At 57.4% G+C, this 17544-nt stretch carries 16 protein-coding genes; 6 read left to right on the top strand and 10 right to left on the bottom strand.

Translation table 11 applies throughout. The annotated features are described in order from the left end of the window. Positions 1–11 precede the first annotated feature (11 nt). The 3 genes from Z946_RS0114570 to Z946_RS0114560 are packed head-to-tail and all read right to left on the bottom strand — an operon-like array spanning position 12 to position 4382. Positions 12–2222: a hydantoinase/oxoprolinase family protein gene (locus Z946_RS0114570; RefSeq protein ID WP_025056464.1), complete on the bottom strand. Its 2211-nt coding sequence runs from the start codon at positions 2220–2222 to the stop codon at positions 12–14. A 53-nt stretch (positions 2223–2275) separates the two neighbouring features. Continuing rightward, a complete protein-coding gene (locus tag Z946_RS0114565; RefSeq protein WP_025056463.1) occupies positions 2276–3160 on the bottom strand; it encodes a MerR family transcriptional regulator in 885 nt (294 codons plus the stop codon). 13 nt (positions 3161–3173) lie between these two features. Next, positions 3174–4382 carry a CaiB/BaiF CoA transferase family protein gene (locus Z946_RS0114560; RefSeq protein WP_174416557.1) on the bottom strand — a complete coding sequence of 403 codons (1209 nt, stop codon included), beginning with the start codon at positions 4380–4382 and terminating at the stop codon, positions 3174–3176. 81 nt (positions 4383–4463) lie between these two features. Between Z946_RS0114560 and Z946_RS0114555 the strand changes: the two genes are divergently transcribed. The 5 genes from Z946_RS0114555 to Z946_RS0114535 all read left to right on the top strand — a co-directional run bounded on the left by Z946_RS0114555 (position 4464) and on the right by Z946_RS0114535 (position 9394). Then, a complete protein-coding gene (locus Z946_RS0114555; protein WP_025056461.1) occupies positions 4464–5372 on the top strand; it encodes a hydroxymethylglutaryl-CoA lyase in 909 nt (302 codons plus the stop codon). Then, a complete protein-coding gene (locus Z946_RS0114550; RefSeq protein ID WP_025056460.1) occupies positions 5369–6043 on the top strand; it encodes a GntR family transcriptional regulator in 675 nt (224 codons plus the stop codon). Before Z946_RS0114555 ends, Z946_RS0114550 begins: the two co-directional genes overlap by 4 nt. A gap of 136 nt (positions 6044–6179) precedes the next feature. Further along, positions 6180–7352, top strand: coding sequence for an iron-containing alcohol dehydrogenase (locus tag Z946_RS0114545; protein ID WP_025056459.1), 1173 nt, complete (start codon positions 6180–6182; stop codon positions 7350–7352). Between the two features lie 80 nt (positions 7353–7432). Beyond that, complete coding sequence (locus Z946_RS0114540) at positions 7433–8422, top strand: DMT family transporter (protein ID WP_206537784.1); 990 nt, start codon at positions 7433–7435, stop codon at positions 8420–8422. A 3-nt stretch (positions 8423–8425) separates the two neighbouring features. After that, positions 8426–9394 carry a Gfo/Idh/MocA family protein gene (locus Z946_RS0114535; protein ID WP_025056457.1) on the top strand — a complete coding sequence of 323 codons (969 nt, stop codon included), beginning with the start codon at positions 8426–8428 and terminating at the stop codon, positions 9392–9394. A 9-nt stretch (positions 9395–9403) separates the two neighbouring features. Here Z946_RS0114535 and Z946_RS0114530 read toward each other — a convergent pair whose 3' ends face one another. Further along, complete coding sequence (locus Z946_RS0114530) at positions 9404–10318, bottom strand: SMP-30/gluconolactonase/LRE family protein (RefSeq protein ID WP_025056456.1); 915 nt, start codon at positions 10316–10318, stop codon at positions 9404–9406. 135 nt (positions 10319–10453) lie between these two features. On the opposite strand from Z946_RS0114530, the gene Z946_RS0114525 reads away from it, so the two are divergent. Next, on the top strand, positions 10454–11224 hold the full coding sequence (locus Z946_RS0114525) for an SDR family oxidoreductase (protein WP_025056455.1): 771 nt from the start codon (positions 10454–10456) through the stop codon (positions 11222–11224). A 113-nt stretch (positions 11225–11337) separates the two neighbouring features. Here Z946_RS0114525 and Z946_RS0114520 read toward each other — a convergent pair whose 3' ends face one another. The 6 genes from Z946_RS0114520 to Z946_RS0114495 form a co-directional block, all read right to left on the bottom strand. Then, on the bottom strand, positions 11338–12543 hold the full coding sequence (locus Z946_RS0114520) for a CaiB/BaiF CoA transferase family protein (protein WP_241461339.1): 1206 nt from the start codon (positions 12541–12543) through the stop codon (positions 11338–11340). Continuing rightward, the gene (locus Z946_RS0114515; RefSeq protein WP_025056453.1) at positions 12540–13322 is read right to left on the bottom strand and encodes an enoyl-CoA hydratase/isomerase family protein; all 783 of its coding nucleotides are present in this window, start codon (positions 13320–13322) and stop codon (positions 12540–12542) included. Before Z946_RS0114515 ends, Z946_RS0114520 begins: the two co-directional genes overlap by 4 nt. Beyond that, positions 13319–14599 carry a TRAP transporter large permease gene (locus Z946_RS0114510; RefSeq protein WP_025056452.1) on the bottom strand — a complete coding sequence of 427 codons (1281 nt, stop codon included), beginning with the start codon at positions 14597–14599 and terminating at the stop codon, positions 13319–13321. The genes Z946_RS0114515 and Z946_RS0114510 overlap by 4 nt, the downstream gene beginning before the upstream one ends. Then, a complete protein-coding gene (locus Z946_RS0114505; protein ID WP_037969215.1) occupies positions 14599–15165 on the bottom strand; it encodes a TRAP transporter small permease in 567 nt (188 codons plus the stop codon). The genes Z946_RS0114510 and Z946_RS0114505 overlap by 1 nt, the downstream gene beginning before the upstream one ends. 118 nt (positions 15166–15283) lie before the next feature. Continuing rightward, the gene (locus Z946_RS0114500; RefSeq protein ID WP_025056450.1) at positions 15284–16264 is read right to left on the bottom strand and encodes a TRAP transporter substrate-binding protein; all 981 of its coding nucleotides are present in this window, start codon (positions 16262–16264) and stop codon (positions 15284–15286) included. Between the two features lie 68 nt (positions 16265–16332). After that, complete coding sequence (locus Z946_RS0114495) at positions 16333–17490, bottom strand: pyridoxal-phosphate-dependent aminotransferase family protein (RefSeq protein WP_025056449.1); 1158 nt, start codon at positions 17488–17490, stop codon at positions 16333–16335. Positions 17491–17544: the final 54 nt, after the last annotated feature.

The following is a 17544-nucleotide window of genomic DNA, read 5'->3' as shown; positions in this document are numbered from 1 at the left end:
TCTCCTAAGTCTTAGCGGTTTCTGGAATGACCGGCGGGCCAGATCAGAATGTTACCGACATCGTCAATCTCGCCCACGTGACCGGGCAGAATGACCGAAGTGCTGTCCATCTCAGTCACCACAGCGGGCCCTTGAACCTCGTTCCCCGGAACAAGTTTGCTTCGGTCGTAGATGAAGGCATCGTGCCACGCTGCATCCGCGTACATGCGCGTCTTGGTGACCTTGGCCGCTTCGGCGCTTTTGGCGCCCCGCGCCCCTTCTGTGTTGATGAAGTTCTTCTCGGCCCCCTGAACGACCGCCCGTAGACCGACCAGTTCGTGTTCTGCATCCAAGGCAAAGGTAAAGAGCTGCTCGTGCTCCGCATCAAAGCGAGATGCGACACCTTTCAGCCCTTCACGCGCGAAGTCTTCGGGAGAGACGTCAACCGTCAGTTTCATCCCCTGCCCTTTGTATCGAATATCGATCTGGTAAAAGACGTCCTGCTCATCGCGGGCGACACCTTCGGCGGTAAGATCCTCACCTGCGCTGTCCTCAAGGTCTTTCAGCATGCCGGATATTTCTGCGTCGCTCGTGCCACTGACCGATGTCACATAGGTCTGGGTCGCTTCGTTGCGCAGGCGTGTCGTGGCATCGCCATAGGCGCACAGAACGCCGGGTCCGGGCGGAATGATCGTGGGCCAAGAGTTGATAAGGCGGGAGAGCGCATTGGCATGAAGAGGTCCAGCACCACCAAAGCCGATCAATGCGAAATCACGCGGATCATAGCCCTGTTCAACCGACACAAGCCGCAGCGCACCGCACATGTTTTCATTCACAATCTTGATGATACCCTCAGCGGCATCCTCGACCGAGATGCCGATGGCATCCGCGATGGTCTTGACTGCTGTTTCCGCCTTGGGACGGCTGATCTCCATATCACCGCCCAGTTTGGCGTCAGACGGCAGATAGCCCAGCACGACATTGGCATCCGTCACCGTTGGCTCCACTCCACCCTTTTGATAGGCGGCAGGCCCCGGATCGGCACCCGCGGATTGCGGGCCCACGCGCAGCGCTTTGGTCAGCTCGGGCACATATGCGATAGAACCGCCACCGGCACCCACCGTGCGCACGTCAATCGACGGCGCGCGGACCGTGACATCGCCAACCCGTGTTTCGCGGCGGGTTCGCGCGACACCATTCTGGATAAGCGCCACATCAGTAGACGTGCCCCCCATGTCGAACGTCAGAAGGTTCTTGAAATCCGCCTGCTTGGCAATCCAGAGCGCGCCCGACACACCGCCCGCCGGACCCGACATCAACAGGTTGACCGGCTGTTCCATCGCTGCCTGAGCCGAGCTTAGACCGCCATCAGACCGCAAGATTTGCAACAGCACATCGTCGCCCATGCGGCGGCGCAGTTCGCTTTGAAGGTTATGCACATACTTACTGACCACAGGGCGCACGTAGGAGTTAACGACCGTTGTCTCTGTACGCTCGTATTCATACATCTCCGGCATGACAGAAGCGGAAGTCGAGACCGGAATGTTCGGTGCTATTTCCTGTGCAATCTCGGCGATGCGGCGTTCATGTGCGTCGTTGGTATATCCGTTGAAAAGCGCAATCGTCAGGGCTTCGATCCCTGAATTCAGCAGCTCCTTGAGATCACGTCTGAGCTGCGCCTCGTCCAGCGGCACCAAAACGTTGCCCTGCGCATCCATCCTTTCGTCCGCTTCAATCGTAAGCTCAAGTGGTGCGAGTGGTTCTGCCTTGTTCCAGATGACCCAACCACCAAGGCCGCCGGGCACAAAAGACCGCGCAATCTGCAATGTGTCGCGATACCCCTTGGTTGTGACCAAACCGACAAGAGCGCCGGAACTGGTAAGAACCGTGTTGGTCGCAACTGTGGTGCCATGCAGGACTTCGGTGATGTCTGTGGGATCGATGCCAGCGGTACGGCAGATCTTTTCGATACCGTTCAGAACACCGATCGAGCTGTCCGAAGGGGTTGATGGCACCTTGGCGGTAATCGTGCGCCCGTTCTTTTCATCTAGCAGCAACAGGTCGGTAAAGGTGCCGCCCACATCAACGCCAAGCCGTAAACCCGTACCGCCTGTGCTGCGCCGGCGCGGTTGCGCAAGGGCTGCGGTGGCAGAGCCGCCAGTCGTTTCCATTTTGCGAAGCCGCTCTTCAAACGCGGCCAGCCGGGCCTCGTATTGGCGGATCAGTTCATCTGTTCCTGACATATGCTTCTACCCATCTCCCTGTTAGATTTAAGTGTACGGCATCAACCCGCCGATCATTTTCCCATTAACCACTGCCAGAACGACCTCTTCTTCGGCATGGTGTCGGGAGGCGTGGCAAGCGCCACGGCACGTTCCGACATTTCCAATACTTTCGTGACGGTCGCGGACTTGTCTTCGATCTCGCGGTCGCGCTGCGCGATCCGCTCTTCCATGCGGGCACCTGTCTCAAGTGCGCGATCCAGCATCTGGCCTGTACGCACGACGGCATGTCGGCTTTCTTCGGCTTCCGCGAGGCTGGCATCCAGCAGGTTCATCGCCCGCTGTGCCGTAGCGGCCATAGCTTCTGTTCCCTTGGCATCTGCATCCTTGCCCGCATCCGCATAATCAAGCGCACGGGCAACAAGCGCGTCGAACCGCGCGGTCTGTGAGAGGCTGTCTTCGAGGTGTGCGCCTGTAGCCTCAAGCGCGCTTAGCGCCCGCCCCGACACATCCGCAAGCCGCGCCGTATCTTCGCCGCCCGCCTCAAGATGGGCCAATGCCCGGTCCAGCATCTGTGACAGTTGTGCCTTGTCGAAGGCGTCCTGGTCCATCCGCCGTGCGGCGGCATCCAGTGCATCCGCCTGCCTGTCGGCAATCCCGCGCAGCGCCTCGACTTCTGCCGCCTTTGCGGAAGCCACATCGTGCAGTTCTTCAATTTCATCAAAGAGCACGTGCATCAAACGGGCCTGCGTCAACCGCTTGCCCTTTTTATCCAACACCTTCGGGTTCACATCGCTCAGATCTAGCCGCAAGCGATTTTCATTGTCGCGCTTAGAGGGGATCAATCCACGCTCTGCCGCCTCACGAACCTTGATCCGCGAAACACCCAGCTTGTCCGCCGCCTCTTCAACAGAAAGGAAATGCAGACCGGTGGCAGAGGCGGAAGGATCATTGCGCATTCTTGAACATCCGTTAGGTGATACCGCTGTCTTTCAACCGGGCCTGCGCTTCTGCGTCGAGGTTCAGCAGCTCGCCCAACACATACGCGTTATCTGCCCCTAACTCCGGCCCCACGTGACGCACCGCGCCAGGGGTGTCGGACAGGCGCGGAGCAACATTCTGCATCTTGATCGGGCCAAAGTCCGGATGCTCCACATCTACAATCGCGTTGCGGGCCTTGAAGTGTTCATCTTCGATCATGTCTTCGGCTTTGTAGATCAATCCGCAGGGCACGCCGAATTCGTTCATTCTCTCTTCGAGCTCTGCCAAAGGAATGGTGCGCGTCCATTCATTAATCAGACCGTCCAGTTCCTTTTGATATTTGCCGCGTGCCGAATGGGTGGCGTAACGTTCATCTTCGGCCAATTCGGGCCGGTCCATTGCTTCGGCCAGACGTTTGAATACCGTGTCCTGATTTGCCGCAATCAGCAGCAATTTGTCATCGGCCGTGTCAAAGACGTTTGAGGGCGACACATTGGGCAGAATGGCCCCCGTCCGTTCGCGCACGTAGCCCGCCACATCGTATTCCGTGACCAGCGATTCCATCATATTAAGGACCGCCTCGTAGATGGCGCTGTCGACGACCTGTCCTTTGCCCGTCCGCTCGCGGGCGTGGATGGCAAACATCGCGCCCATGCATGCGTGGACAGCCGCCAGCTCGTCACCAATCGAAATGCCCATGCGGCTGGGCTGTGTTGAAGGATCGCCCACGACATAGCGCAAACCACCCATTGCTTCCCCAATCGCACCGTAGCCTGCGCGTTTCGAATAGGGTCCGGTCTGGCCAAATCCGGTGACGCGCACCATCACAAGACGCGGGTTGATCGCCGAAAGCTCTTCATAACTGAGGTTCCAGCGCTCCATCGTGCCGGGGCGGAAATTCTCGATCAGGATGTCCGTGTTCTCGATGAGTTTACGAACGATGTCCTGCCCTTCTTTTTCGCGCAAATTGAGCGTGAGAGATTTCTTGTTACGGGCCACTACCGGCCACCAGAGCGATTTCCCATGCGGCTTTTCCCGCCCCCACTGACGCATTGGATCGCCAACGCCGGGCGCTTCGATCTTGATCACCTCTGCACCGAAGTCGGCCAACATCTGACCACAGAATGGCCCTGCGAGCAGTTGACCCATTTCCAGCACCCGCAAATCGCTGAGTGCACCCTCACCTGTCGACGCAACCATCGGCATTATCCCCCTGTTAGTGCTTGCATGATTCCAAACAATTCGTAATCTGTATACAAAAATCTGAAGGGGAAAGACAAAATGTCTGATTTTGCTGAGATTATCGAAGTTTCGCCCCGAGACGGCATACAAAATGAACAGAAGATATTGAGTTCGAATACGAAAATTGAGCTGATACAGCGTGGGATCGATGCCGGACTGCGCCGCTTTGAAGTGACGAGCTTCGTCAATCCCAAGCGGGTCCCGCAAATGGCGGATGCCGATGAAGTTGCAGCCGCACTCCCACGCGATACGGATGCGCGGTTTATCGGACTGACGCTGAATGCACGCGGGTTCGACCGCGCAGTTGCTGCCGGACTGGATGAGGCAAACTTTGTGGTGGTGGCTTCCGACACATTTAACCAGCGCAATCAGGGTGTACCGACAGCAGACAGCATCGCGGCTTTCGGCCAATCCATTGATGCAGGACGGAACAAGATTGATGTGGGCGTCACAATCGCGGCCGCCTTCGGGTGTCCGTTCGAGGGCGAGGTGCCACTGGACAGGCTGTTGGAAGTTGTCGACGGCTGCATGGCGCATGCGCCATTTGAACTGGCTCTGGCAGACACCATCGGCGTCGCCACCCCCCGCGATGTGACCGAGCGTGTTCGTGCGGTGCGGGCGGCCTACCCCGACGTCCGCCTGCGATTGCATCTGCACAACACGCGCAACACCGGCATTGCAAATGCATGGGCAGGGCTGGAAGCGGGTGCAAGCAGTCTGGATGCCAGCCTTGGCGGCGTCGGCGGGTGCCCGTTTGCGCCACGGGCCACCGGCAACATCGCTACCGAAGATCTGGTCTATATGCTGGACCGCAGCGGTGTGCGCACGAACGTATCGCTCGACAAAGCCATCGCCGCTGCCGAATGGCTGGAAGTGCAACTGGAGAAACAGGTGCCGGGCATGGTGATGAAAGCGGGTGGATTTCCAACTGGCGTGGCCGCGTCATGATGGATGGTGCCTCACGCCCCCCTGCCGCCGAATCCGCGTATGACATCCTGAGATCACGTATCCTGTCGGGTGATCTGGGACCTGGCGAGCGTCTGGTAGAGCAATCCTTGGCCAAGGATCTGGGGTTAAGCCGTACCCCTGTCAGAGAAGCCATCAGACGCCTTTTGCACGAGGGCTTTGTCGAAAAGGGCCAAGGGTACAGCACCCGCGTTGCGGATTTCCATGATGAGGAACTGGCCCAGTTGTTCGAGATCAGGCGACGGCTTGAATGCTATGCGGCAGGCCGCGCGGCAAAAATGGCCACGCCTGACGAAGTGGCCCTTTTGCGTAAGCTGTCAGATGAAATGGCCGCCCACACGCCGCCTGCCAACCAAGAAGATTACGACATCATTTCAACAGCAAACACCGAATTTCACCGCACGCTTTATGAAGCGGCGCGCTCTCCTCGCCTGACAGCGTTGATCACTTCTGCTGTTGATGTCGGTGTGGTTGCCCGCACCTATCACAGCTATTCCCCCGCTGACCTTGAACGCAGCGCCCGCCATCACACCGAAATTGTCGATGCTGTTGAAGCGCAAGCGCCCGAATGGGCCGAAAGCGTTATGTCGTCGCATGTTCTTGCCGCCGCGGCTTCTGCGTTTCAGGGACGTAAGGATGCACAGGACGGATAACTGCGCGCCCTTGGACCCGCGAATGCGAGATCGACTTTGCATGCTCAAACAAGGCTGGAAACTTAGCGTCACCAGATGCACAAATAAAATGGGGCCCGAATTGCCGCGCCTGACATTGGCCAAAAGGAAATTTTAGATGCCCGACTTTACCTTCAACACTACACCCTCAATCAGACAGTCGCGGGGCGGTGCATCACGTTTGGGCGCAATTTTGAGCGAAATGCCTTTTGCCACTGACAAAGCTGACGTGATGGTTGTGACAGATCCCGGCATCATGAAGCTGGGACTGGCAGATGGTGCGCTTTCCAGCTTGAAAGAAAGCGGATTTGCAGTGAAGGTTTTTGATGCGGTCGAGCCTGACCCCAAGGCCAGTACGGTACTCGAAGCGGTAGAGATCGCACAGGCAAACGATGTGGCTTGCATTGTCGGGTTTGGCGGTGGCAGTTCCATGGATGTGGCAAAAGTCGTGGCATTGCTGGCATCGTCAGGTCAGCCCATTGACGAGGCGTATGGCGTGGGACAGGCGACCGGCACGCGTTTGCCGCTGGTGCTGGTGCCCACCACCGCAGGTACCGGATCCGAAGTGACTGCCGTATCGATCCTTACCACAGGCACGCAAGAGAAGAAGGGCATCGTCTCTCCTATCATCCTGCCGGATATTGCCCTGCTGGATGCAACGCTGACGCTTGGCCTGCCGCCACATATCACAGCCGCGACCGGCGTAGATGCCATGGTCCACGCGATCGAGGCTTATACGTCCAAAAGTGCGAACAACAATCCGGTATCCAAAATGCTCGCATGTCAGGCGCTGGACCTGCTGGGGGCCAACATCCGTATGGCTGTCGGCAATGGTGACGATCTTGATGCGCGCGAGAATATGCTGCTGGGTGCGATGCTTGCGGGTCAGGCATTTGCCAATGCGCCAGTGGCGGCCGTGCATGCGCTTGCCTATCCGGTCGGCAGCCTGTTCCATGTCCCTCATGGCCTGTCGAACGCGCTGGTTCTGGCTGAGGTCATGCGCTTTAACGCGCCCGATTGCGCGGCTGATTACGCGGCTCTCGCCCCTCATGTCTTTCCAGACATCGAAACGGATCGCGGGGCACAGATCATCTGTGCGGAGTTCATTGAACGGCTTGTGCAACTCAATATCGATCTGGGACTGCCCAGCGGCCTGCGACAAGTCGGCATCGCCGACACTGACATTGAACGCTTGGCGGGTGACTCGATGAACCAGACGCGTCTGTTGGTCAACAACCCGCGGGAGGTAACACACGCAGACGCCACGCAAATCTACACTGCTTCTCTATAAGGCAAGGAGCCCCCTTTCGCCTGATCCATATCTGGGCGGGCCAGTTTGAATTTGTAAGTCGGTGTCCCGCCCCGTACGCTTTGTCTCGTACGGTGGCAAAAGTGCCGCCGCTCTTGGAAAGTCTGTATCACATGTTCCTTAACGCGCTTGACCCCCGTGGGTTTGCGACCGTCTGGCAGCGGCAGACACCTGCGTTGCAGGGTATCCTTTTGATGTGCCTGTCAACGCTTGCGTTTTCTATCATGCACGGGCTGGTACGCTTTGTTTCAGAGGCGCTTCCGCCTTTTCAGATCGCCTTTTTCCGTAATCTTTTTGGCCTTGCCTTCCTGATGCCTCTGCTGATGCGATCACGCTTTACGATGCTGCGGACCAACCGGATCGGGCTGCATGCGCTGCGCGGGGTGGTAAATATTCTGGCGATGTTGATGTTCTTCACCGCGCTGTCGATCTCGCCTTTGGCCAAGGTGACAGCGCTCAGCTTTACTGCACCCATTTTCATGGCTGTTCTTGCCGTCCTGTTTCTGGGCGAACGGTTTCAGATCTATCGCTGGCTTGCAATTTTTGCGGGCTTCGCAGGCATGTTGATCATCTTGCGTCCGGGTCTCGTGGCGCTCGACACCGGTGCGCTGCTGGTCACCGGATCGGCCTCGCTCTGGGCGGTTGCGATGATCATTATCAAGATACTCTCGCGCACAGAAAGCAGTGTGACCATTGTTGCCTATATGGGAATATTCCTTGGGCTGTTTTCTGTCATCCCTGCATGGTGGGTCTGGGAACCCTTTGGGCTGGCGACCTTGGGATGGATGATACTGATCGGACTTTTCGGGTCGATTGCGCAAATGGCGCTTAGTCAGGCGCTCAAGGAAACCGACCCGACCGCGCTCATGCCTTTCGATTTTCTCAAGCTAATCTGGACCGCCATCATCGGTGCGTGGTTCTTTTCCGAGATACCGGACGTGTTTACGTGGATCGGTGCCGCCGTGATCTTTTCCTCTGGCCTTGCTATCGCTTTCAGGGAACGTCAAAAGACCGGTTCCGCAAGCAAGCAGTGCCTTGAAAATCAGGAGTAAGATATGACCATCCAAACTGCAATCATAGGGCTGGGTATTATGGGCCGGCGGATGCTGGAGCATATGGTGCTGCATGCTGACTATAACGTGGTCGCGGTCTGGGACCCTGATGCAGCATCCTGTGAGCTGGCGCGTGAACTGGCACCCGATGCCCGCATAGGGTCCAGCGCAGAAGACGCGATGGCAGGTGCTGATCTGGTCTACCTCGCCTGTCCGCCCGAACCACGCAAGGCCTATGCGCTAAAAGCCGCAGCGGCAGGGACGGCTCTTTTTCTGGAAAAACCCCTTGGCGTTGATGTCGAAGAAAGCCGCGCGTTAGTCGATGCGGTGGCGGCATCCGGTGTGCCTGCGGCTGTCAACTTTACCCAAGCTGCCGGACCTGCGCTTGCAGAAGTCACTGCGGCTGCGCAAAGTGGCAATATGGGTGATCTGGCTGGCGCTGATATCATCCTGAGCTATGCCCATTGGCCACGTGAATGGCAAAAAACGGCGGACTGGCTGCGCTTTAGTGCCGAAGGCGGGATGACCCGCGAGGTGATCTCGCATTTCATCTTCTTCTCTGAGCGGTTGCTTGGTCCGCTCAATCTGGTCTGGGCACAGACCGACTACCCCGCCCAGGATAATCTGTGTGAGACGCATGTGGCGGCGCGGCTGATCTCTGCATCCGGCAAGCCTGTGTCGATCATGGGCAGCGTCGGCGGCGCTCAACCTGACCGGCAGGAGCTGACGATCAAAGGCAGCAAAGAGAGCCGCCGTGTCACCGAGTTTTACAAGAACGCCGCCTCCGATGGTGGTGAATTCACTCAGTTGCATGAAGATTATGCGGACCCGCGCGCCCTTAGTCTGAAAGCGCAGCTTGATGATTTGTCACTTATGATGGCAGGCAAAACGCACAGGCTGGCCACGCTTGAAGAAGCGTTGCGCGTGCAGGTGCTGGTTGAAGCCATCCTTGCAAACGGCACGCCCCGCTAGACCGGCGCACTATCCGTTGAAATGCAGCTTGAGTCCCGGATCGGGCCAGCGGGTGTGATAAAGACATCCGGTGCCCGACGCCGTGATCCACGCGTCCCGCATGTCCGCACCACCAAAGCAGATGTTGGTGATGTAGCGGTCTCCCGGCACCTCAAGAAACTGGACTGGCCCGCCATCCAGCGGAACAATGCTGATCCCGCCACGCATGAGGGTCGCCACACAAATCCGCCCGTCTGCCTGCACTGCCAGACTATCGAGAAGCTGGTAATCGGGTAAGCTGCTCACCAACCGTCCGGGCATATGATAGGGCACAGGCGCGATTTCACCGGGGGCCACAAGATCGAAACTCCAAACACGTCCGGTGCGCGTTTCGGCCACATGCACCACCTTGCCATCTGGCGATAGGCCAATGCCATTGGGCGTAATCATGGGTGCATGAACGCGGGTGATCCGGCTACCATCTGCCTTGGCGTAATAGAAGGCACCATGATGCACATAGTCCGCCATCGTCTTGCCCAGATCGGTGAAATAGAACCCTCCGTGCTCATCGAAAACGATATCGTTCGGACCTCTGAGCGGAATGCCGTCACAGGCTTCATAAATTTTTTCGAATGCGCCGGTGTCGGGATTTACCCGCTGGATTGATCCCCCAGCGTAGTCTTCTGGCGTACCAATCGGGCGGCGGATCGCTTCGCCTTGGGTCCAGACAAAACCGCCGTTGTTGCAGACATATATCAGGCCGTCAGGGCCAACTGCGGCACCGTTCGGCCCCCCACCCAAATGCGCAATAACCTCAATCCGTCCATCCGGCTGGACCCGCGACAGGGTCTGCCGCCGGATCTCGACCAGAATTACGCTGCCGTCCGCCATCGCGATTGGCCCTTCGGGAAAATCGAGCCCGTCGCATATCTTTGTCAATTCCATGATGTGTCCCCCCTGCCGAACCAGTCTTCCACGAAGAACGCAGCACGTCAGCCTAAATCTGCATGCGTGGTCGTGGACAATGCCCGCCGTCTGTGACTGACTTGGACGGAAGGGACAAACGACAGGGAGAGAGCCATGGGAACGCTGCAAGGAAAGATCGCTTGGGTTACGGGCGCGGGAGGCGGGATCGGGGAAGCTTCGGCCAAGGCGCTGGCGGCAAGTGGCGCGCATGTCGTGCTGTCAGGCAGACGCGAAGCGGAAATAAGCCGCGTCGCATCAGACATCACAGCAGACGGTGGCAAGGCAGAGACGGCACCGCTGGATGTGGTGGATGCCGAAGCCACCCAAGCCATCGCAGATGATCTGATCGCACGATTGGGTGCTATCGATATTTTCATGGCGAATGCAGGTATCAATATACCAAACAGATCAACTGCTGCTGTCACGCCTGCAGACTTTACCAAGGTTGTAGACATCAATCTGAACGGGGTGATGAACGGTGTTCTCGCGGTATTGCCACAGATGCGAAAGGCAGGCGGCGGTACGCTGATCCTTACGTCCTCTTGGGCGGGACGGCACCCCTCGCGATTGACCGGCCCTGCGTATAGCGCGTCCAAACATGCGGTTGTGGCGCTCAGTCATTCCATCAATCAAGACGAAGGCGTGAACGGTATCCGGTGTACCGCACTCATGCCGGGCGAGGTTGCGACACCGATCATGCAGTCACGGCCAAAGCCACCCTCAGCCGAGGATCAGGCCCGTATGCTGCAATCGGACGATCTAGGCTCAATGGTTCGCTATATCGCGGAAGCACCACCGCATGTCTGCATCAACGAAGTCCTGATTAGTCCCACTTGGAACCGCAGTTTCGTAGGCGTTGCCGAGATGGGCGGCATGAAGCTCTAATGTGGTTTATGTTGGATCAGGCACACTTCTTAACAGTCAAGTATTGTGCCACTCGTATTTAACGAGGCTTTCCTGCCCCGATAGCGGGCGTTGCCACCGACCCGACCTGAGCGTCAGGAAGCGATAACCGCATTGGACGCGATCAGGGCGTTGATGCGATCCTCGTTTAGTCCCATGTCGGTCAACACCTCGCGCGTATGCTGCCCCAGAAGCGGTGCGGCGCTGTCTACTTTAGCGGGGGTGCGGCTGAATTTTACCGGATGGCCGATGGTGTCGACCTTGCCTGCCGTCGGGTGATCGACAGCAACGATCATATCGCGCGCGCGTGCCTGCGGATCTTCGTGCATTTGCAGTATGTCATTGACCGGCCCTGCGGGCAGCTTGGCCGCTTCCATCCGGGCAAGCCAGTTTTCCGTCGTGTCTTTGACCATGTAAGTATTGAGGACCTCAACCAGCGCAGGCAGGTTCACGATCCTGTCGGCATTCGCCGCAAAGCGGGGATCGTCATTCAGTTCGGGCGCTTCGATCACATCCAGAAACCGCTCCCAATTGCTTTGGTTTGCGGCACCCACGTTGATCCATCCATCACTTGTTTTAAACGCCTGATAAGGCGCGTTGAGCGGATGGGCAGAGCCGAGCGGTTCGGGTTTGTCACCCGTCGCCAAGGCAATCGCCGACTGCCAGTAGGTCTGCACGATCGCAGCCTCAAAAAGCGAGGTGTCAACCTTTTGACCGTGGCCGGTCTGAAGCATATTGGCGTAGGCGGCATTGATGCCCATGGCTGCAAGGATACCAGCGTTGATGTCAGAAATGGGAGCCGCAACCTTGACCGGCGGCCTGCCCGGCCCCTCCCCCGTGATCGACATAAGGCCTGACATGCCTTGCGCGATCAGATCAAATCCGCCGCGCTCTGCATACGGCCCCGTACGCCCGAATCCGGAAATTTCGCAATAGATCAGACGGGGGTTTGTTTCGGCTAAAACCTCGTAGCTCAGCCCGAGTTTTGCCATCGTGCCTTTGCGATAGTTTTCGATGACCACATCTGCATCAGCCAAAAGCGTTCGCAGAATATCGACCGCTTCGGGATCTTTGAGGTTCAGCGCGATACCGCGTTTGTTGCGGTTCATCATCATATAAGCGGCGGCTTCGCCGCCGATCTCGGGCGGCACAAAGCGGCGGCTGTCATCTCCGCTTGGCTTTTCGACCTTGATCACATCTGCGCCCATATCGGCCAGCATAAGGCCGCAGACCGGTCCGGCCATAATATGCGCAAGCTCGATCACTTTCATGCCCTGCAAGGGGCCGGTTTTCGCGCTCACTTGCCTGTCCATTTGGGCTTTGTCTTGCCAAGGAACGCTTCCATACCAATGCGGAAATCATCGCTCATGTAGCACGAAATGATAAGATCATCGTCATTTACCGAGGTAGCAACACGGTTGCGTCTAAGTGCCTCTTTCGTTGCGCGCAGGGTAAGCGGTGCCATCGATCCCACCCGCTCCGCCAACTCAGCGGCGCGGTTCATCAACGCACCTTCATCCTGCAAAACCTCTGAGACGAGACCGGTGGCCAGCGCTTCCTCGGCTTCCATCAGGCGGGCGGTAAAGATCATCTCACGGACGCGCCCTGCTCCGATCAGTTCTGACAAGCGCGCCAGATTGGCCGCGGCGAGACAATTGCCCAAGGTGCGCCCGATGGGAAAGCCGAACTTGAGGCTGGCCGACGCGATGCGAATGTCACAGGCTGCGGCGATAGACCCACCACCACCAGTACAGGCACCATTGATCGCAGCGATGGTAGGTAGCGGGCAACGTTCAACCGCATCTAGGACTGCATCGATCTGGCCTTCATAGTCCAAGGCATCCTGTTCGCTTTCAAATGCGCGGAACTGCGTCATATCGGTGCCGGCGGCAAAGGACTTGCCGCCCGCGCCCGAAATGACAACCGCCCTGATCGAACCATCTGTCGGCATGGTCTTACACAGTTCCGCCAGTCGTTCGTACATCCCGAATGTAAGCGCATTGCGGGCTTGCGGGCGTTGAAACGTGATCCACATGACCCCGTCACGGACCTCATCCGTAATCTGCGGTGCATCAGTCATCGGTAGAAATACTCCACAAGGAACATCGGCACAGAGGGCACGTAGGTACACAGCATCAGCACTGCCAGCAGAACACCAACGAACCAGATATTGACCTTTGATACCTCCCAGATATTGGCGCGAGCCACCGAACAGGCGGTGATCAGCACGGAAGCCACAGGCGGCGTCTGTTGGCCGATGGCAAGGTTCAGCGTAACAACCAGACCAAAGTGCACAGGATCAATACCCGCTGCCGTGATCAGCGGAATCACGATTGGAATAACCAGAATGATCGCCGCAGCCGAATGCAGGAAGAAACCGATAATCAGGAAGAAGAAATTCAGGATCAACAGGATCGCCCACTGCTGTGTCGTGATCGACAGGATGCCTTCAGCCAGTTGCTGCGGGATTTGTGCACGCGTCAGGAAGCCGCCCATCAGCACGGATGCCGCGACCAGCAACATCACAACCGCTGTCTGGATGCCACCGTCGAGCATTGCACGGCGCAGGTGGCTGATATCAAGGTTGCCGTACCACGCCGACACGACCAGCGATGCGATAACCGCAAGGCCCGCCGCTTCGGTGGCGGTAACGTAACCGCCAAAGATGCCGCCCAGAATAATCACAGGCAATGTGAAAGCTGGCAGGGCGTCCATGAAAGTTTCGCGCAGACGGCCAAGGTTGAACGCGGCTTCGGTCGGAAAGTTGTACCGCTTGGCAAAGAAGTAGGCCACGGTCATCAATCCCCCTGCCCCCAAGAGGCCCGGCACAACGCCCGCAACGAAGAGCTGTTCAACAGATGTGTTGGCGGAAGCCGCATAAAGGATCATCGGGATCGACGGCGGGATAATAATCGCAAGTGAGGCCGAGGATGAGGTCACGGCGGCGGAGAATTCCTTGGAATAACCGCGCTTTTTCATCTGCGGGATGAGGATGGAGCCCATCGCGGCCACGTCAGCTACGGCAGAGCCCGAAATTTCGGCAAAGAACAGCGACACGCCGATATTCACCATCGCCAGACCACCACGGATAAACCCGATAATAGCAGAGACAAAGTTGATTAGCCTGTCGGTGATCCCACCTGCGTTCATAATGGCACCGGCCAGTACGAACATGGGGATGGCGATCAGGGAAAACTTTGTCGACCCATCGTACATATCAAGTGCGATCGTGACGAGGCTGTCGGTGCCTTCAGTGAACAAAAGCCCCAGCACGCCGCACATGGCGAGCGCAACGGCAATGGGAATATTGATGCAGATCATCAGCAGCATCGCGGCGAAAATTCCGGCCATCAACATCAGACGCGATCCTTGTTTTTCTCAAGCTCTGTTTCGACTTCTTCCTCAATCTCTGCATGTTCAAGCGAGATGCCAGCCGCCGTGAGTTTGAGGTATCCCGGCAGGCTGAGCATCTGGCACAGCATGAAGAGGACAGCACCAATCGGGATGACAGATTGCGTAAACTGGATCGGCACCCATGTAAGCGAGATGAGCGTGTCACCCGCCAGAACTTCGAGTACTTGCAACCCTGCCCGTGCCATCAGGAAGAAGAAGACCAGCACGATCACCTCTCCCACCAGAAGTGCCGCGACGCGCAATTGCCTTGGCATCTTCAGCAAGACAGTATCGAACCCGATGTGACGGCGGTGCAATGCTGCCAGTGCCGATCCGTAATAGGTGATCCACGCCAGCATAATCGCTGCGACTTCGTCATACCAAGAAAAGCTCTGGCCCATCAGCCGGGCAATGACCGCCATGGCCACAATGACGGTAAGCAGGATCATCAGACTGATGGTGATCCATTCAAGAACCCTGCTGAGCATCCTGTTGATGCGGGACAGCGTAGGATAGGCGGCGTTTTCCATGTGGGACTGACCTGTTGGGTAACGGATGTCCTGCCGCGCAATCGGCACAGGTCAGGACGGGATATCATTGCACGTAGTGATTTCGGGCGGCAGAGTTGCGCCGGCCGCCCGATGTCGTTTAGCCAGCGTTGCCGAGGCCAAGAACGGTGTCGATCATGTCCTGACCGCCTTCGACTTCGTCAGCAAACTGCTTGTAGATAGGCTTGGACGCTTCAATGAACGCGGCCTTGTCGGCTGTGTTTACTTCAACACCTGCATCCTCGATCACTTTAAGCAGGCTTGCTTCCAGCTCGGCTGCTTTCTCGTATGTGAAGTCCTGCGTTTTGTTTGCGCAATCCGTCAGACCCGCCTGAATGTCCGCGGGCAAACCGTCAAACTTCTTTTTCGAGGTCAGAATATACGCGGGCGTATATACGTGGCCTGTGACAGAGAGGTACTTCTGCACTTCCTGAAACTTGGCCGATGCGATCTGGGCATAGGGGTTTTCCTGCCCGTCGATCACACCTGTTTGCAGCGCGGTAAACACGTCAGAGAACGCCATGGGTGTGGGGTTCGCACCGTATTCCTGAAACATTTTCAAGCGCCAGACACCATTTGGCGTCCGCAGTTTAATACCCTCTAGGTCGGACGGCACATTGATCGGGCGGACGTTGTTGGTGATGTTGCGAAAGCCGTTTTCGGCCAGACCAACGATGTGATAGCCGTTTTCGTGGGCTGCGTTCTGGAACGTGTCCATCATCTCGCCCTGCACGCGGCGCATGTGGTCGCGGTCTGTGATGATGTAAGGCATTTCAAAGATGCCGAATGAATCGTCTACCGATGACATCACCGAGGACGGCAGCGCGAAATCAACCTGACCCAGTTTGATCTTTTGCAGCAGCTCTTTGTCTTTGCCCAATTGCGACGAACCGAATGTCTGCACCTCGACCTTGTCCGGCATGGCACCGTTCACACATTCGGCAAAGTTGTTTACCGATGCTTCAAACAAGGAGCCAGGCGCGCCGACGTGTCCGAACTTCATTGTCATATCGGCAGCTGAAGCGGCGGTTGCCATGCCCAGCGCCGTTGTTGCGGCAAGGATTTTTGCGATTACTTTCATGAGGTCTCCTCCCAGAGATTATGTTGGTTTTGCTTTTTTTGAATCGCCCCGCTTCGGGGGCGTTGGTCTTATGATAGCAATTCCATCGCGGCCTGCACCCCACCTGCGTTGTGAGGCACGTTTGCTTTCTTGAGGCCCATTTCCACACCGGCCAAGGTACCCACCAGCATTAGGTCATTAAAGTCGCCCAAGTGTCCGATGCGGAAAACCTTGTCCGCCACTTTAGACAGACCGTTGCCCAGTGAAATGTCATAGTGTTCAAGCGTAGAAGCCCGGAATGCATCGGCGCTGTGCCCGTCCGGCAGCTTGACGGCCGTCAGCACGCCGCTTTCCTGACCCTGTGCTGCACAAAGAACTTCCAGCCCCCAAGTCCGCACAGCGGCCCGCGCAGCCTGACCGTGGCGGGCATGACGGGCAAAGACGTTTTCCATCCCCTCTTCATGCAGCATATCAACGGCTTCGTTCAGACCATACAGAAGGTTTGTCGCGGGGGTATACGGGAAATAGCCGGTTTTGTTCGGCCCGACCATTTCAGCCCAGTCCCAATAAGAACGCTGCAAGGTCGCCGTCTTGTTTGCTGCCATTGCCTTGGCACTGGCCGCGTTAAACGACAGGCCCGGCGGCAGCATCAAACCTTTTTGGGAGCCTGAGACCGTAACATCCACGCCCCATGCGTCGTGCTGGTACTCAAGTGACGCCAGACCGGAGATGGTGTCGACCATAAAGAGGGCCGGATGGTTTGCGTTATCAATCGCCTGCCGCACCGCCGCGATGGGCGAGACGGAGCCGGTCGATGTCTCGTTATGGACCACACAGACCGCTTTAATCTCGTGGTTTTTATCCTCGGCCAGATAGGCTTCGATCTGGTCGGGGTCTGCCCCGCCGCGCCAGTCGCCTTCGATGAACTCGGCCTTGAGGCCCAGCTTTTCCGCTAGCTTCTTCCACAGCGTTGCGAAATGTCCCGTCTCAAACATCAATACGCAGTCACCCGGTGACAATGTGTTTACCAATGCCGCTTCCCATGCGCCTGTCCCCGAAGACGGATAGATGAAGACGTGTTCCTTGGTGTTGAAGATCGACTTCATACCATCAAGTGCACGCATCCCCACTTTGGCAAAGTCTGGCCCGCGGTGGTCAATCGTCTGCTGACCAATAGCGCTAAGGATTCGGTCCGGTACGGCGCTTGGCCCCGGAATCTGCAAAAAATGACGACCGGCTTTTCTCATGTGTTAAGGCCCCAGACCTGAAATTTTTAGACAAAGCCACACGGCAGCGCGGGC

Source organism: Sulfitobacter noctilucicola (assembly GCF_000622385.1).
Taxonomy (GTDB): domain Bacteria; phylum Pseudomonadota; class Alphaproteobacteria; order Rhodobacterales; family Rhodobacteraceae; genus Sulfitobacter; species Sulfitobacter noctilucicola.
This window is presented reverse-complemented; position numbering and strand designations above follow the sequence as displayed.

Coding starts and splice junctions, on each gene's coding strand:
- Z946_RS0114570 (WP_025056464.1), bottom strand. CDS start 2,222: ATGTCAGGAACAGATGAACTGATCCGCCAATACGAGGCCCGGCTGGCC.
- Z946_RS0114565 (WP_025056463.1), bottom strand. CDS start 3,160: ATGCGCAATGATCCTTCCGCCTCTGCCACCGGTCTGCATTTCCTTTCT.
- Z946_RS0114560 (WP_174416557.1), bottom strand. CDS start 4,382: ATGGTTGCGTCGACAGGTGAGGGTGCACTCAGCGATTTGCGGGTGCTG.
- Z946_RS0114555 (WP_025056461.1), top strand. CDS start 4,464: ATGTCTGATTTTGCTGAGATTATCGAAGTTTCGCCCCGAGACGGCATA.
- Z946_RS0114550 (WP_025056460.1), top strand. CDS start 5,369: ATGATGGATGGTGCCTCACGCCCCCCTGCCGCCGAATCCGCGTATGAC.
- Z946_RS0114545 (WP_025056459.1), top strand. CDS start 6,180: ATGCCCGACTTTACCTTCAACACTACACCCTCAATCAGACAGTCGCGG.
- Z946_RS0114535 (WP_025056457.1), top strand. CDS start 8,426: ATGACCATCCAAACTGCAATCATAGGGCTGGGTATTATGGGCCGGCGG.
- Z946_RS0114530 (WP_025056456.1), bottom strand. CDS start 10,318: ATGGAATTGACAAAGATATGCGACGGGCTCGATTTTCCCGAAGGGCCA.
- Z946_RS0114525 (WP_025056455.1), top strand. CDS start 10,454: ATGGGAACGCTGCAAGGAAAGATCGCTTGGGTTACGGGCGCGGGAGGC.
- Z946_RS0114515 (WP_025056453.1), bottom strand. CDS start 13,322: ATGACTGATGCACCGCAGATTACGGATGAGGTCCGTGACGGGGTCATG.
- Z946_RS0114510 (WP_025056452.1), bottom strand. CDS start 14,599: ATGTTGATGGCCGGAATTTTCGCCGCGATGCTGCTGATGATCTGCATC.
- Z946_RS0114505 (WP_037969215.1), bottom strand. CDS start 15,165: ATGGAAAACGCCGCCTATCCTACGCTGTCCCGCATCAACAGGATGCTC.
- Z946_RS0114500 (WP_025056450.1), bottom strand. CDS start 16,264: ATGAAAGTAATCGCAAAAATCCTTGCCGCAACAACGGCGCTGGGCATG.
- Z946_RS0114495 (WP_025056449.1), bottom strand. CDS start 17,490: ATGAGAAAAGCCGGTCGTCATTTTTTGCAGATTCCGGGGCCAAGCGCC.